This is a genomic window from Flavobacterium sp. NPDC079362, assembly GCF_050267765.1.
Lineage (GTDB): Bacteria > Bacteroidota > Bacteroidia > Flavobacteriales > Flavobacteriaceae > Flavobacterium > Flavobacterium azizsancarii.
In genome coordinates, this window is sequence record NZ_JBNNFM010000034.1 from 1 (window position 1) to 14,078 (window position 14,078).

Genomic DNA, 14,078 nt, shown 5'->3' on the forward strand with positions numbered 1-14,078 from the left:
AAGGAAGAAAATTGCAGCATAAGGGCAATTTTTGCCTCCACTCAAAATTAACCCAATAAAAATCAAAACATCATCAAATAAAAAACCGTCTCAAATTATATGTTTTGAGACGGCTTCTTTTTTTTTGGAGTCATTTTAACTGGTGAGGATTTAACCGCAAAGATCGCAAGGATTTTTAATTATAAGGATCTTTATAAACGCAGAGTTCGCAAAGCTATACTTGATAAAGCTTGGCGATTTTTGAGAACATAGCCCGTGGTTTCAACCACGGGGACGCTACGGGATATACAAATTGTGATATGCGGATTGTGATATACATTGTGTCTCCGTGGTTGAAACCACGGGCTATATTTTACAACGGAATTTATTATTATACTTTTTTAAGGCATAAAATCCGCAAAGCTTTATTAATAAAACTTTGCGTAAACCCTTGCTTTCTTTGTGGTTAGATTCGTAACTATTTCAAAACGGTTGCCAATTCTATAATTTCAAATTCGGGATCATGTGCAACAAATTCTCTCAACATGGCCGTATGTCCCGCTCCCAATAAAACCATTATTTTATCGTCTTTGCTTTCTGTTAGTTTCTGGATTAGAGCATACATATAAAGATTTCTTCTGTACCATTCTGAAACTAAAAAAGCACCCACAAAATTATCTGTTTTACCGCCTTTATTCGCCGTTTCGAGATACCAGCCAATATTATCTTCATTGGACGCTTTTGTATTAATATCTAGAAGAAGTTCAGTTAAATTGTATTTAGCAATTTTTTTATTTTGATCTGTTTCATAATGTTTCATTGACTCTTCATTTTTTTTAATCAGGTCAAACTGATTGGCTGCTTCTATTCCCTTTACTAAACTATCATAAGGAAAGTCAGTGTCTTTATAATCAATTCCGTATAGCTTTTTGTGTTCTAATTTTTTAGCCGATCTTAATGCAACTTGTACAATTTCGCTGGCATTTTTATGGAGTAAACTATCCGTGTTTTTGTTATAGAATTTATCCAGTTTGTCCTGTTTTTGATAATTCCATTCTACAAAAATTTTATCAGGACCAAATTTTTTGATTTTATTGGTAATGTTTTCAAGCTCTTTCTGGCTCTTGTCTGTCATTACATTAAAGGTATTGATTTTGGCAACATCAAGCCCGGGATTTTCAAAATGGAAAGTTCCAAGCAGTAAGATTTGTTTCTTTTTTTGTTGAGCAGAAACGGTGTTGAATACAATTGTAAAAACTAATAGTAAAGCGATTTTTTTCATGATGATTGTTTTAAATTCATGACAAATGTAGAGCAGCTTTTCAGTTGGATTTTTAGTTTTTGATGAACACCACATTCCGGATTGCAAACAATGATAATTGGCTGGTAAAAAATTTCGTGTACTATTTTGGATAGTTCATCCAAGGAAATGACCATTTTATATAAATATAGTATTCATGTAAAGTCATAGTTGTATTTTTGAAATAATAACAACATCATTATGAAGTCAAAAATCCCGTTTTATTATCATGTTCTTCTTTTTTTAGGGCTATTTATACTTCTTTATCTGTGGGATATAGGAGTTAACAATCGTGGGTTAGATTCCGTTTTTAGTAGTTTGTATTTTGCATTTAATATCGGTTTCTTTCTGTCTATTTTCGTTGTTTATATTCTGAATTTCTATACCTTTTGTAATTGGTTTTTAAATAAAAAGAAAGCTTTTTTGTATTTATTGAGTATTCCGGTTTCATTAGTGATTTTTGCCGGCGTACGCTATTTTTTGCAAGAAGTTGTTATTTTTGAAATTACAGGAATTCATAATTATGGAGAGAAAGCGCGAGAAATAACCTATTACATCCGTGACAACTTTTTCTTTGGATTGCCATCTGTTATTTTAAGTGCTGTGAGTTACTTATTTTGGCAATTTCAAAATACCTACAAGCAAAATCAGCAATTAGTATTAGAAAATAAAAAAGCACAGCTTCAAATGCTAAAGTCACAAGTAAGCCCGCATTTTTTGTTTAATACACTTAATTCCTTCTACAGTCAGTTGATTCTGAAAGATGATAAAATGGCATCAGATATTTTAGTATTGTCAGATTTACTTCGTTATGTCATTACAGAGACAGAAAAAGAGGAGGTATTGCTCTCTAAAGAAATTCAGTTTCTACAAAATTATATTCATTTGCAGCAAAAACGATTTGAAGATCAGCTTTATTTAGATTTTGAAATTGAAGGAAATTTTTCGACTGAAAAAATCCTTTCTTCGGCATTAATACATTTTATCGAAAATGTTTTTAAACATGCAAAACTTAATAATCCCGATGAAAAAGCCATTATTCTGATCAAAATAAAAGAAGGTTTTTTAGAACTTTTAACTTTTAATTATAATGTGGGAGGAGAGAATTATTCGTCGACCGGAATTGGTTTTGAAAACCTGACCAAACGATTAGAGTTTACTTATATAGATCAATTTATACTCGAAAAAACAGCAGAAAATAATACCTTTAAAACCTATTTGAAAATACCACTAAAAAAATAATTTATGACCTTTAAATGTATCATTGTTGATGATGAACCGCCAGCAACCCGCATTCTCGAGAATTACATCGAAAAAGTATCTTTTCTGGAAAAGGTGGGAGTTTTCAATGATTCATTAAAAGCATTAGAGTTTCTGAATACACAAAGCGTTGATGTTATTTTTTTAGACATTCAAATGCCGCAATTAACAGGTTTACAGATTTCAAGGATAATTTCTAAAGATATTAAGGTCATTTTTACAACGGCTTATCCTGATTTTGCATTAGAAGGATTTGAATTAAATGCTATTGATTATTTATTGAAACCAATTGCTTTTGAACGTTTCTATCAGGCCGTTTCGAAGCTGAATTCCGACCCTAAAACAGAAGTTGTAATGAATAATTCATCTGATTTTATTTTCATAAAAACAGACGGAAAAAACAAATTTCAGAAGTTGTTTTTAGAAGAAATTTTATACATAGAAAGTCTTCAGAATTATGTTTGTATCCATACTCATAAACAACAAATTATCACCCATTCGTCTTTAAAAAATGTAATAGAATCATTGCCTGAAAAAGATTTTATTCAAATCCATAAGTCATTTATCGTTGCCTTAAAACAAATAGAATCTACGGATAGTTTTTCGGTTTTTATTAATGCAAAAGAATTGCCAATTGGAGCGACTTTTAAAGATGCTTTTTTTGATCGAATTGATCAGAATAAGATATAAAGAAAACCTAATCATTAATTTTATTTAACCGCAAAGTACGCCAAGTTTTTATCTCGGACTTATGCTGATAAACGCAAAGTTCGCAAAGCTTTATCAATAAAAACTTTGCGAACTTTGCGTAAAACCTTGCGACCTTTGCGGTTAATTATTTTTTATTCTTACCGTTTTTGTAAATCACTTTTTCTACAACCTGTACTTTAGGAGCAGTTTTAGTGTTATTCTTCTTGAAAGGTTTTTTAGCTGCAGGTCCTGATTTAGAAGGTGCTTTATCGCCTCTTCCTTTTTCAGCATCTTTTGCACTAGCTTTAAATTCAGGTCTTTCTTTCGTACTGTCTTTTTTAGGAATCTCTGCTTTATGTTTTGCTAAAACATCGTTTGGGTTTTTAGGATTTTCTTTCGTTCCTCTTAAATGAATTACCAATCCGTTTAAGAAATTACGTAAAACCTGATCGCCACATTCCATGTAATTTTCATGATCTTCGGCTCTAAAAAAAGCTCCCAATTCTGATTTTGTAATTCTAAAATCTACTAATTCTAAAATTTCAACTATTTGGTCGTCACGGAGCATCAAAGCCACGCGAAGTTTTTTTAGGATATCGTTATTTGTCATTTTTTGTTTTTTAATTTCAATTGTTTCAAGTTTCAAGTTCCCCAATCTTTGTCATTCATATAATAGAGGAATCTTCGCAATGTAAGCAAACAACGAAGATTGCTCTTTCGCGTGATAACAAACTATGCACTTATTTTCTACAAAGGTACGTTTTAAAACTAATTTGATTACAATTTATTCAGTTGTGCCTGGTTTTTTTGCCACGAATTACACGAATTTTTACTAATTGAAATTTACGCGCAATGCAATTCGTGAAAATTAGTGTAATTCGTGGCAACTTTTTTTGCTTTTACTTAAAATTAGAATCGTTTAAGATATTTACTAATTTATCTAAATCTTCGTGAAGATGATTGGCGGTAATCACTATTCGATTTAGGTTGTTAGCATTTTTTTGATATTTGAAATTGGCTATAATAATCTTATTTTCTTTTAATATTTCGATTAGATTGTCATTTTCTAAATAAATTAAAGGATAGGTTTTGTCAAATTTGATAGTGTCATTTTTGATTAACTTTTGATCAATATAATTCAGGTTTTCAATCAATTTTTGATGTTGATTTTTGTAAAGAACTGAAGCATCGGCCAGAGTCTGGACAAAAGCAGGATTCATTCCAGCAGCAGAAACAAAAGTGTCTTGTTCTTTTATTTGGTTGATAAAAGAAGCATCGCTTGCAATAACGCCACCGTTTAAGCCAAATGCTTTCCCCAAGGACGAAATCATGATTTTTTTTTTGATGGGAAGATCGATTTGTGAATAAATTCCACAGCCATCTCTGCCTAAAATTCCAAACGAATGCGATTCATCAATAAGAAGTGTAATTTCTTTATGATTAGGAATTGCTGCCAGCATTGATAAATCAACTGCCCGGGTTTGGAAAGACGGAACTCCATCAGTCAGAATTGTAATTCTTTCCGGTTGAGAATCCAGTAATCTCGGGTTTATTTTCTCGTTTATAAACAACGGTAAACTATTCGTTTTGATGGCAGTATGAATATCTGAAAAATGGAAAAATCGATCCGTGCTTTTATTCAGTATATCAATTACTAATTTGCCGGCGAGCATTCCGGACGAAACTGTAACGGCGCTTTCTGATTTTATATGTGTGGCTAAGAAAGTTTCGCCGCTCTCATAAGCCGTTAGATTTATATTGGCACTTCTGGAACTCCCGTAAGTAGTTCCCCATTTTCGTATGTTTTTAATCACCAATTCCTGAAATTCCTTATTTGTTGGTAATCCCAAATAAGCCGTTCCTCCAAAATACAAATATTCTTCGTGATCGATTTCGATAATTCTATCCGGAAACTGATTGACATTCATAACGTTTAGATTAAGGTAACTCCCGTTCCGTTAAGGTCAGAATAATGAATAACACCATCTTTTATTGTTACGCCGGTTGCAATATCTTCGGCTAAAAGCAAAGCACCATCCATATCAACATAATCTAGTTGAGGTAATAAATGTGCAATGGCAGAAATTCCCACCGTTGATTCCGTCATACAACCCACCATTGTTTTTAAACCGAGTTTTTTAGCTTCTTCGATCATACGTTTGCCCGGAGTTAATCCGCCACATTTTACCAATTTTACATTTACACCATGAAAATGGTTGAAACATTTGGCAACATCTTCTTCGATAATACAGCTTTCATCAGCAATTACAGGTAAAACTGAGTGTTTGAAAACTTCTTTATGCGCTTCCCAATTATCAGCTTTCATGGGTTGTTCCAAAAATTCTACGCCTAATTTTTTTAGTTCAATCGCATTATTAATCGTTTCCTCAACACCCCAGCCACAATTGGCGTCGATCCTAAAAATAGCATTCGTGTGTTTGCGGAGTTCTTTTACAATCGCAAGATCTTCTTTCGTTCCCAGTTTGATTTTGTAGATAGGCCACGGAAGTTCCTGCATTTTCGAAACCATTTTGTCTATAGAAGCAATTCCGATCGTATAATCAGTAAGCGGATTATTTGCGATATTATAATTCCATAATTCATATAATTTCTTGCCTTTTTTACGAGCATATAAATCATTATAAGCTAAATCTAAAGCGCATAAAGCAAACATATCGCCTTTTAAATAAGGATAGATTTTTGCCCAAAAAATATGGGGAGTTTCATTATCTGTAGTTTCAATAACAGTTCTGATTTTTTCTAAATCCTGCATCATTACCGGAACCGTTGTTTTGTAATACGGATTCGAAGTGGCTTCTCCAAAACCCGAAAAGCCATCACTTTTGAGTTCGACAATCAGTGAAGGCTGAAAATCAATAGATTCTCTTGAAATGGTAAAAGTATGTTTTAGTTTTAGATTGTATTCTCTTAAAATAAGTTTCATAGCGAGTTTGATTGCTTTTTATATTTCATATAAAATATTTGTTATCCACAACAATACAAAAGAGAAAGATCTGTAATCATGAGTTGTGTTGCGTTTTAGGTTTAAAAACAATATTTTAGCTAAAAATAATAAATTGATGAATACCGAAACAGAAAAGAGAAGTTTACTTTTAGAAATGATTGCTTTTTCTACCGTTGATGGGCAACTGCATAAAAGGGAGTATGATTTTTTGTGGCTGGTAGCTCAGGAATTGAGCATCGAGTATGTCGATTTTAAAGATTTATTTCATCAGGAGCATACTGCTCAAATTATAAAATCGGAGTTTCAGCGCATACAGCAATTTTACAGACTCGCTTTAATCATGTATTGTGATGGTATTTTGCACGAAAAAGAAGCCAAAGCAATTCAGCAAATTTCAATCGAAATGGGGTTGAACCCAAATGCAACCAAACGTGTTTTAGATTTGATGAAAAATGCTCCAAACGCAATAATAGACCCTAACGTTTTATTGAGAGTTTTTCAGGAACAACACAATTAAGCCAATTGTTCCTGTAGTTTTTTGATATCATCACGCAACTTAGCCGCTTGCAAAAAGTCCAGTTCTTTTGCCGCTTTCTCCATTGATTTTCGTTTTTCGCGAATCATTTTTTCTAATTCGGTTTTCGATAGATAAGCAGTTTCCGATTCGGCAGCGGCAGATAGAGTATGTCCTAACTCATATTCTACCAAAGGATTTTTAGTAAAGGCACTGTCAATCTTTTTATTCAGAGCTTGTGGTGTAATTCCGTGTTCTGTATTATAGTTAATCTGTTTAGTTCTTCGATATTCTGTTTCGTCCATTGTTCGTTGCATACTCGCCGTAACTTTATCCGCATACAAAATTGCCTTTCCGTTAAGGTTTCTTGCAGCACGACCAATAGTTTGTGTTAAAGACCTGTGATTACGAAGAAAACCTTCTTTATCAGCATCTAAAATTGCAACTAGCGAAACCTCTGGTAAATCAAGACCTTCACGAAGTAAGTTTACTCCAATAAGAACATCAAAAATACCTTTTCGTAAATCCTGCATAATTTCGATACGTTCCAGCGTATCTACTTCAGAATGTATATAACGACAACGAATGTTTACTTTAGTTAAATATTTTGCGAGTTCTTCGGCCATTCTTTTGGTCAGCGTGGTTACTAAAACTCTTTCGTCTAATTCGCAGCGTACCTGAATTTCTTCAATCAGATCATCGATTTGATTCAAACTGGGTCTTACTTCGATAATAGGGTCTAATAGTCCCGTTGGACGAATAATTTGTTCTACATAAACACCATCTGTTTTTTGTAATTCGTAATCTGCCGGTGTTGCAGATACATAAATTACCTGATTTTGTATGGCTTCAAACTCTTCAAATTTCAAAGGTCTGTTATCCATGGCGGCCGGTAAACGGAAACCGTACTCCACCAAATTTTCTTTACGGCTCCTGTCGCCTCCGTACATGGCGTGAACCTGAGAAACGGTTACGTGACTTTCGTCAACAACCATCAAATAATCACTTGGGAAATAATCTAATAAACAGAACGGTCTTGTTCCGGCCTGTCTTCCGTCAAGGTATCTGGAATAATTTTCGATTCCGGAGCAATACCCCAATTCACGAATCATTTCTAAGTCAAAATTAGTACGTTCTTCCAGACGTTTGGCTTCGAGGTGTTTTCCTATTTCTTTGAAATAATCGACTTGTTTAACCAAATCTTGCTGAATTTCCCAAATAGCGCCTTGCAAAACATCCGGAGAAGTCACAAACATATTAGCGGGATAGATAGTAAGTCTTTTGAATTTTTCTATAACTTGTGAGGTCTTCACATCAAATGATTCTATTTCTTCGATTTCGTCGCCAAAAAAGTGAATTCTGTAAGCGTCATCGGCATAACTTGGATATACTTCGACCGTATCGCCTTTGATTCTGAAAGTTCCCGGATTAAAATCGGCCTCGGTTCTGGCGTATAAACTCTGAACCAGACTATGAAGTAATTTAGTTCTCGAAATAACCTGATCTCTGCTTATTTCTATTACATTTTTTTTAAATTCAACCGGATTCCCAATACCATATAAACACGAAACAGAAGCGACAACCAAAACATCCCGACGTCCCGAAAGGAGGGAAGAAGTTGTGCTTAAACGCATCTTTTCGAGCTCTTCATTGATGGATAAATCTTTTTCGATAAAAACCCCTGTTACAGGCATAAATGCTTCGGGCTGATAATAATCGTAGTAGGAAACAAAATATTCGACCGCATTATTGGGGAAAAATTGTTTGAACTCAGAATATAATTGCGCTGCCAAAGTTTTATTGTGGGCCAAAACTATGGTTGGTCTTTGAACTTCCTGAATGACATTGGCTACCGTAAATGTTTTTCCGGATCCGGTAACGCCTAATAATGTCTGGTATTTTTCGCCATCGATCACACCTTGTGAAAGTTTTTCGATTGCTTGTGGCTGATCACCTTTTGGACTATACTCTGAGGATACTTGGAAATTCATTTTTGAAGGATGAAAAAATTAGTTTTGTAAAGATACAAAGTTTGAATTCTATATAAAAGGGTTGCCACGAATTACATGAATTGCCCGAATTTTTACGAATTGTCTTTTGTTATTATTAATTGAATTGGTATAATCCCTACGCGATATTCTGTGTGGTTATGGTTCTTTTATCAAAATTAAACTTCTAAAGGAGTTTTTTTATTAAACTTGTCATCTCGACGAAGGAGAGATTGCACAAGAAACTCGACAAAGATTGGCGAATATCTGAACGGAAATACTAGTGTGATCTATCCTTCGTCGAGATGACAAACTTTGTGAATACTTTCTGTGTTTACTCATGTACTCATGTCTTAACTTGATTGCATTAGTTGTAGGGAATATAACTTATTTGGCTATTCTAAAAAATCAATCATCGCATCATTTACAACTTTTGGCTGATCGATGGTTAAAAAATGTCTGGCATCTTTTATAACCTGAGTTTTACTGTTACTTACATATTTTTTGGCTCTTTCTAAACTCTCTTCAGAATTTATGACATCATGATCTCCAATTAAAACCAAAACAGGATTGGTAATCGATTTTAAATCATCATCTGAAAAGGGATGCATTTTGAACATACTTGAATTTGATTTAGCATATTTATTGGCCAAATAAAATTGCTTTTTATAAATGGGACTAATTTTTTCAGGATGTGCAGAAAATGTTTTTAGTGTTTTTCCGAATTTCTTTTCGCTTGGGAAAAGTTTCAGCATTAAAGCAGAAGTCGTTTTACCTACTTTGTCAATGAATTTAAAGGTTTGCGCCGGACTTAGCAACACTACTTTATCTATTGAATTTCCTTTTTGAGTGGCTAATAATGTGGCAATCCAGCCGCCGCGGGAAGCTCCAACAATATCAAATTTCTTTAATTTGTAATGGTCGAAAATTTCATTGTATAAAATTACAATTTCTTTTGATGAAAGTGATTTTGAAGCCAGAGTCGATTTTCCCGGTTCCATCATGAAATCAATTGCGTAAATGCGATGGTTTTTGGCTAATGGTTTAATATTTGGATACCACATGGTAGAGCTCGCATCCATTCCGTGAAGTAAAACCAGATCTTTTCCATTTTTTGGACCAGCCATAATAACGTGAGCCGTGCCGTAAGTGGTTTTTATGTCTTCCTCAGTATAAGGAATATCCCAAAGTTTTAAGGCTTTGTCGTAAGAGTTAATATAAGCTTGCTTTTCACTTTTTGTTTTAAAAACATAATCGTCAAATTTTGCTTTTTTAGTCGAAGAACAGCCTGTAAGTACAAGTAATAAGAGTATTCTGAAGTATGTTTTTGGCATAGTAATAAAATTCAATTTACTTTAAAGGTACGGAAATACACTATCGATAAAGTATCAGAATTTTATTTTAAAGTATCATAATTGTAATTTCTTGAATTTACTTTCCATTTTTCAATATTATTTTTAACCTCACTGTGAGAGTAAAAACTTCCATTTTTAATTTCTTTTTCAGAACATGCCAGCTCTTTATTGTATTGTTCCAAATCAATTTTTGAAATTTCAGAAACAGTGCTGTTTTTAGTTTTACTTATGATAATAGGATTTAATAGTTAAGAATTCTCAAACTTCCACGCCTTTTGCTGACTTTCGCTTAAAAAAGTCCAGGCAATGATTCGGCTGGTTTTTTGGCCTTGAGCCATATCAATAGTTTTTATCGAAGAAGCATTTACTTTATTAAGTGTTTTGTAAATGCTGGACAGGTTTTCTCTTTTTGAAACTAATGTAGTAAACCACAAACATTGCATAGCAAATTTTGAGCTTTCGTAAATCATTTGGGTAACAAAACCAATTTCGCCGCCATCGCACCATAATTCGGCATTGTGACCTCCAAAATTCAGTACAGGATTTGTTTTCTTTCTTTCCTTTGTCAGGTTCGAAATTTTGCGAAGGGTACTTTGATTTGCATCTTCAGCAGAAGAATGAAAAGGTGGATTGCACATCGTGAACGTAAAACGATCTTCGGGTGTGATGATGTTTTTGAATATAAAACGAGCTTCAGTTTGTTGCTGTAAACTGATGGCATCAATCAATTTTGGGTTTGCTTCGATGATTTTACTACAATTTTCAATTGCATTTTCGTCGATATCCGTTCCTACGAAACTCCAATCGTAAATTGCATTTCCTAAAATAGGATAGATACAATTGGCACCTGTACCAATATCTAAACCTAAAACCGAAGATCCTTGAGGGATAACTCCGTTATTGGTTTCGGCTAATAAATCAGCCAGATAATGAATATAATCAGTTCGGCCAGGAATTGGCGGGCAAAGATAATTTTTAGGAATATCCCAGTCTTGTATATCGTAATAGGTTTGTAGTAAGGCTTTGTTAAGCGCTTTTACAGCCAAAGGATTACTGAAATCTATGGTTTCAATTCCGTGAATATTTATTGCAACGAATGGTTTTAATTCAGGACAATTCGTAATAAGAAGTTCGAAATCATAGCGGGAACGGTGAAGATTTCGAGGATGTAAATTATTTTTTTCGGAATTGTCTGTTTCTTTCATTTTGTAAATTTCCGTGCAAAGATAGTCATTCCTTTCTTAGTCTCAGTCGGTTTAAAATTCCAATGTTTAAAATCTAAATTCCAATAAAAAAAAATCCAAATTCCAAATGCGAATTAATGTAAGGGTAAGTGATTTTTTTAGAGATTTTAAACTATGTTTCTATGTGCTAATTTTTCTCGCAGATTTTAAAATAATTTAGCTGATGTACACAGATGATCATTCAAAATTTGATCTTCTATAATCTGCGTGAAACAAAATTTTTTTTAATCCATGCACTCCATCAACAATAAATCGCCCTCGTTATGGGTAATGCTGACTAAACCGTCCTGAAGAACAGAATTGCTGCTTCCGGTTCGATAACCAATTGTTAAGGTATCGTCTTTTAGAGGATATAGTAAATTGGTAGAATTAATTCCGTTGACAACACCAATGGGAATCAAAGAAATAGGTGTTTTTGCGGTGTACCATTTCTCGAATTTGTTAGGCAGCAAGAATATTTTAGAATGATCGTCGAGAATAACAATTTTAATCAGATTGCGGTAACGAACGATATTAGTAAGGTTTGTAATGGTATGATCGGCGCGTTTTCCCGTGGCCCAAACTACGTTTACGGCAGGGATTTTTCGCGCGATTAAATAATCGAAAGCTTTCTCTAAATCGGTTTTGTCCTGATCCGGAGTGTGTACAATTTCTATTGGATATTGAGATGTTTTGTAGATTTCAGGATCAAAGCCATGATCGAAATCTCCTAAAAGTACATCGACTTTTATACCTAATTCAACAACTCTTTCCATGGCAGAATCCAATACGATCACAAGTGGCGACCATTCGAGCAATTGTCCTAATAATTCAGGATTACATGCTGCTCCGTTGGCAATAATTAAAGCGGGTTCCTGGTCGTCGCGTACGATATGGTGTGAAGACATTTAGATTTTTGATTTGAAATGTGCTGCAAAGGTACGAAAGTTATAAGTTTTTTATTTTACCATTAAGAGATTAAGAAAGTTTAGTTGGCTGGCTTAATATCCTAATGGTTGTATTTTTTTTACCACAGATTATTAAGATTAAAAGAATTTTCAAATGGTTTGCTTTTTAGAATAGCAACCTAACTTTCTTAATATCTTAATGGTGAAATTTTTTTATTTTGCCTTGAAAGCGATAGCATCAACTTCGATTAGCATTCCGTCGATAGCTAATTTAGGAACGGGAATTAAAGTACTTGCCGGAAATGGATTGTTTTTCCAAACTTTTCTGATTTCTTCGTTCCATATTTTTAGTTTTTCAGGAGAATGATCTACAATCAGAATGGTTATTTTTATAATATTCTCCGGTTTTAGTTTGTAGCTATCGAGAACCGTGACTATGTTTTGTAAGGCAATCTGAGTTTGCTCTCTAAAATTATTACTTAATGTATGTTCTTTTCCTGCTCCGCCACTTTGCCCTGAAATGTAAACCAATTCTCCAGGAGCAGAAACCGATGATGCGTGACTAAATCCATAAGGAGTTGGATCGAATAGGGATTCTGGATTTTTGAATGTTTGTGCTTTTGTAGTAAACGCGCAAAGTGAAAATAGGCTAAAAAGTAAATGTTTCATGTTTTCGAAATATTGAATTAATTATTTGCAAAGTTTGCTTAATTCTAACTTCTAAACCTGTACATATGTTGAGGTTTTTTTCAGTCGCAGTTTTCAGTCTCGGTGCTTACTGTAAACTGTGACTGAAAACTGAGACTAAAAACTTAAAGTAGCCTTCGATGGTAATTGATTTGTCCTAAATGATAGGCCAAATGTGTGGAGAGATGCACTAAAAAGAATCCTGTTGTCATCTCTTTTTCGAACACAATTTGTGGATAAATGTTTTCCAGATCATCTTCGGTTAAACTGTCAAGCGTATTATTTACGACCAGAATAGTGTCGTCAATTTTGGTAATTAGCTCAGTTTTTGGAATATCTTTTAAGGAAAACTCTAAAGGACGATCACGGACATAACCTGTTTTGCCTATTTCGGCTCCAATATAAGTATTGATGTTCCCGATAAGATGTAAACAAAGATTTCCTCCGGAATTTGAAATACCTTTATCAATTGCCCAAAGTTTGCTTTCATCATGATACAATTCTATCTCGACTTTTAATTGGTGGAGATCTCGGTTGAAAAGAGATTTTAAGGTTTCAATTAGCATAACGTTTTTTTTTTTTTTTTTTGCCACAGATTTTAATGATTAATCCGGATTTCTTTTAATTAAAATAATTATAAATGGAACTTAGTACGATTTAATAATAATGTTATTGTTTTGATAATCTGTGTTTAATCATTAAAATCTGTGGCAAAAAAGTTAAGCTTTAGGCGTTATCGGAATCCAGATTTCTTCTTCAGAATCCGGATCTTCTTTTTTGTATTGATCACCCATTACTGCAAAATGCGGTCGTTCGTCTACGGTATATCTTGAATTGGGTAGCCATTCGACAAAAATAGAATGATAAGTTTTGTGTCCTTCGCTTTGTGGGCCTTTATGAACAAAGACTGCGTACAATCCGGTTGGGATAATTAAAGTTTCCATTTCTGGCGGGACTTTATCAAAATCAGAAACTTCGACAGCTGCCCATTTTTGGAAGCTGTTGTTAGGATCAAAATTATTAAAATGTCCATCAGGAAAAACTTCAAGCGAATATAAATTAGAGTCAATCGAATTCTTGATCTCTTTACGTTTTGGCATAAAAGAACTCCACAACTGGAATGTTTTATTTTCGATAAACGACATTACGATATGTTTACCAATTAATTTTTTTTCTGGTAATATTTCAATTCGGGCTTCCATTGTACTG

At 33.7% G+C, this 14,078-nt stretch carries 14 protein-coding genes; 3 read left to right on the forward strand and 11 right to left on the reverse strand.

The genetic code is table 11. The features are described from left to right. Positions 1-457: 457 nt before the first annotated feature. Complete coding sequence (locus tag ACQKCJ_RS20580) at positions 458-1,261, reverse strand: DUF5694 domain-containing protein (protein ID WP_271335447.1); 804 nt, start codon at positions 1,259-1,261, stop codon at positions 458-460. Between the two features lie 219 nt (positions 1,262-1,480). Here ACQKCJ_RS20580 and ACQKCJ_RS20585 point away from each other — a divergent pair, with 219 nt between their 5' ends. Together ACQKCJ_RS20585 and ACQKCJ_RS20590 are read left to right on the forward strand one after the other, a co-directional pair. Continuing rightward, positions 1,481-2,521 carry a sensor histidine kinase gene (locus tag ACQKCJ_RS20585; RefSeq protein WP_427402846.1) on the forward strand — a complete coding sequence of 347 codons (1,041 nt, stop codon included), beginning with the start codon at positions 1,481-1,483 and terminating at the stop codon, positions 2,519-2,521. Between the two features lie 3 nt (positions 2,522-2,524). Beyond that, positions 2,525-3,229, forward strand: coding sequence for a LytR/AlgR family response regulator transcription factor (locus tag ACQKCJ_RS20590; RefSeq protein WP_271335445.1), 705 nt, complete (start codon positions 2,525-2,527; stop codon positions 3,227-3,229). 145 nt (positions 3,230-3,374) lie between these two features. Here ACQKCJ_RS20590 and ACQKCJ_RS20595 read toward each other — a convergent pair whose 3' ends face one another. The 3 genes from ACQKCJ_RS20595 to ACQKCJ_RS20605 form a co-directional block, all read right to left on the reverse strand. Then, positions 3,375-3,839, reverse strand: coding sequence for a DUF1456 family protein (locus tag ACQKCJ_RS20595; protein WP_271335444.1), 465 nt, complete (start codon positions 3,837-3,839; stop codon positions 3,375-3,377). Positions 3,840-4,128: 289 nt separating this feature from the next. Further along, complete coding sequence (locus ACQKCJ_RS20600) at positions 4,129-5,157, reverse strand: aminotransferase class I/II-fold pyridoxal phosphate-dependent enzyme (protein ID WP_427402847.1); 1,029 nt, start codon at positions 5,155-5,157, stop codon at positions 4,129-4,131. A 5-nt stretch (positions 5,158-5,162) separates the two neighbouring features. Next, entirely contained in the window at positions 5,163-6,173 is a 1,011-nt protein-coding gene (locus ACQKCJ_RS20605) for a dipeptide epimerase (protein WP_271335442.1), read from the reverse strand. 136 nt (positions 6,174-6,309) lie between these two features. On the opposite strand from ACQKCJ_RS20605, the gene ACQKCJ_RS20610 reads away from it, so the two are divergent. Beyond that, positions 6,310-6,711: an excinuclease ABC subunit B gene (locus tag ACQKCJ_RS20610; RefSeq protein ID WP_271335441.1), complete on the forward strand. Its 402-nt coding sequence runs from the start codon at positions 6,310-6,312 to the stop codon at positions 6,709-6,711. On the opposite strand, the gene uvrB is transcribed toward ACQKCJ_RS20610, so the two are convergent. The 7 genes from uvrB to ACQKCJ_RS20645 all read right to left on the reverse strand — a co-directional run bounded on the left by uvrB (position 6,708) and on the right by ACQKCJ_RS20645 (position 14,071). Then, positions 6,708-8,699, reverse strand: coding sequence for an excinuclease ABC subunit UvrB (gene uvrB / locus ACQKCJ_RS20615; protein WP_271335440.1), 1,992 nt, complete (start codon positions 8,697-8,699; stop codon positions 6,708-6,710). The genes ACQKCJ_RS20610 and uvrB overlap by 4 nt on opposite strands. A 392-nt stretch (positions 8,700-9,091) precedes the next feature. Then, positions 9,092-10,030, reverse strand: coding sequence for an alpha/beta fold hydrolase (locus ACQKCJ_RS20620; protein ID WP_271335439.1), 939 nt, complete (start codon positions 10,028-10,030; stop codon positions 9,092-9,094). A 269-nt stretch (positions 10,031-10,299) separates the two neighbouring features. Next, on the reverse strand, positions 10,300-11,256 hold the full coding sequence (gene rlmF / locus ACQKCJ_RS20625) for a 23S rRNA (adenine(1618)-N(6))-methyltransferase RlmF (protein WP_427402848.1): 957 nt from the start codon (positions 11,254-11,256) through the stop codon (positions 10,300-10,302). A gap of 263 nt (positions 11,257-11,519) precedes the next feature. Next, positions 11,520-12,182, reverse strand: coding sequence for a thiamine diphosphokinase (locus ACQKCJ_RS20630; RefSeq protein WP_271335437.1), 663 nt, complete (start codon positions 12,180-12,182; stop codon positions 11,520-11,522). A gap of 213 nt (positions 12,183-12,395) precedes the next feature. Then, on the reverse strand, positions 12,396-12,851 hold the full coding sequence (locus ACQKCJ_RS20635) for a RidA family protein (RefSeq protein WP_271335436.1): 456 nt from the start codon (positions 12,849-12,851) through the stop codon (positions 12,396-12,398). Positions 12,852-12,994: 143 nt separating this feature from the next. Further along, positions 12,995-13,435 (reverse strand): DinB family protein, encoded by a 441-nt coding sequence (locus ACQKCJ_RS20640; protein WP_271335435.1) that lies wholly within the window; start codon positions 13,433-13,435, stop codon positions 12,995-12,997. Positions 13,436-13,588: 153 nt separating this feature from the next. Continuing rightward, entirely contained in the window at positions 13,589-14,071 is a 483-nt protein-coding gene (locus ACQKCJ_RS20645) for a GyrI-like domain-containing protein (protein WP_271335434.1), read from the reverse strand. Positions 14,072-14,078: the final 7 nt, after the last annotated feature.

Coding starts and splice junctions, on each gene's coding strand:
- ACQKCJ_RS20580 (WP_271335447.1), bottom strand. CDS start 1,261: ATGAAAAAAATCGCTTTACTATTAGTTTTTACAATTGTATTCAACACC.
- ACQKCJ_RS20585 (WP_427402846.1), top strand. CDS start 1,481: ATGAAGTCAAAAATCCCGTTTTATTATCATGTTCTTCTTTTTTTAGGG.
- ACQKCJ_RS20590 (WP_271335445.1), top strand. CDS start 2,525: ATGACCTTTAAATGTATCATTGTTGATGATGAACCGCCAGCAACCCGC.
- ACQKCJ_RS20595 (WP_271335444.1), bottom strand. CDS start 3,839: ATGACAAATAACGATATCCTAAAAAAACTTCGCGTGGCTTTGATGCTC.
- ACQKCJ_RS20600 (WP_427402847.1), bottom strand. CDS start 5,157: ATGAATGTCAATCAGTTTCCGGATAGAATTATCGAAATCGATCACGAA.
- ACQKCJ_RS20605 (WP_271335442.1), bottom strand. CDS start 6,173: ATGAAACTTATTTTAAGAGAATACAATCTAAAACTAAAACATACTTTT.
- ACQKCJ_RS20610 (WP_271335441.1), top strand. CDS start 6,310: ATGAATACCGAAACAGAAAAGAGAAGTTTACTTTTAGAAATGATTGCT.
- uvrB (WP_271335440.1), bottom strand. CDS start 8,699: ATGAATTTCCAAGTATCCTCAGAGTATAGTCCAAAAGGTGATCAGCCA.
- ACQKCJ_RS20620 (WP_271335439.1), bottom strand. CDS start 10,030: ATGCCAAAAACATACTTCAGAATACTCTTATTACTTGTACTTACAGGC.
- rlmF (WP_427402848.1), bottom strand. CDS start 11,256: ATGAAAGAAACAGACAATTCCGAAAAAAATAATTTACATCCTCGAAAT.
- ACQKCJ_RS20630 (WP_271335437.1), bottom strand. CDS start 12,182: ATGTCTTCACACCATATCGTACGCGACGACCAGGAACCCGCTTTAATT.
- ACQKCJ_RS20635 (WP_271335436.1), bottom strand. CDS start 12,851: ATGAAACATTTACTTTTTAGCCTATTTTCACTTTGCGCGTTTACTACA.
- ACQKCJ_RS20640 (WP_271335435.1), bottom strand. CDS start 13,435: ATGCTAATTGAAACCTTAAAATCTCTTTTCAACCGAGATCTCCACCAA.
- ACQKCJ_RS20645 (WP_271335434.1), bottom strand. CDS start 14,071: ATGGAAGCCCGAATTGAAATATTACCAGAAAAAAAATTAATTGGTAAA.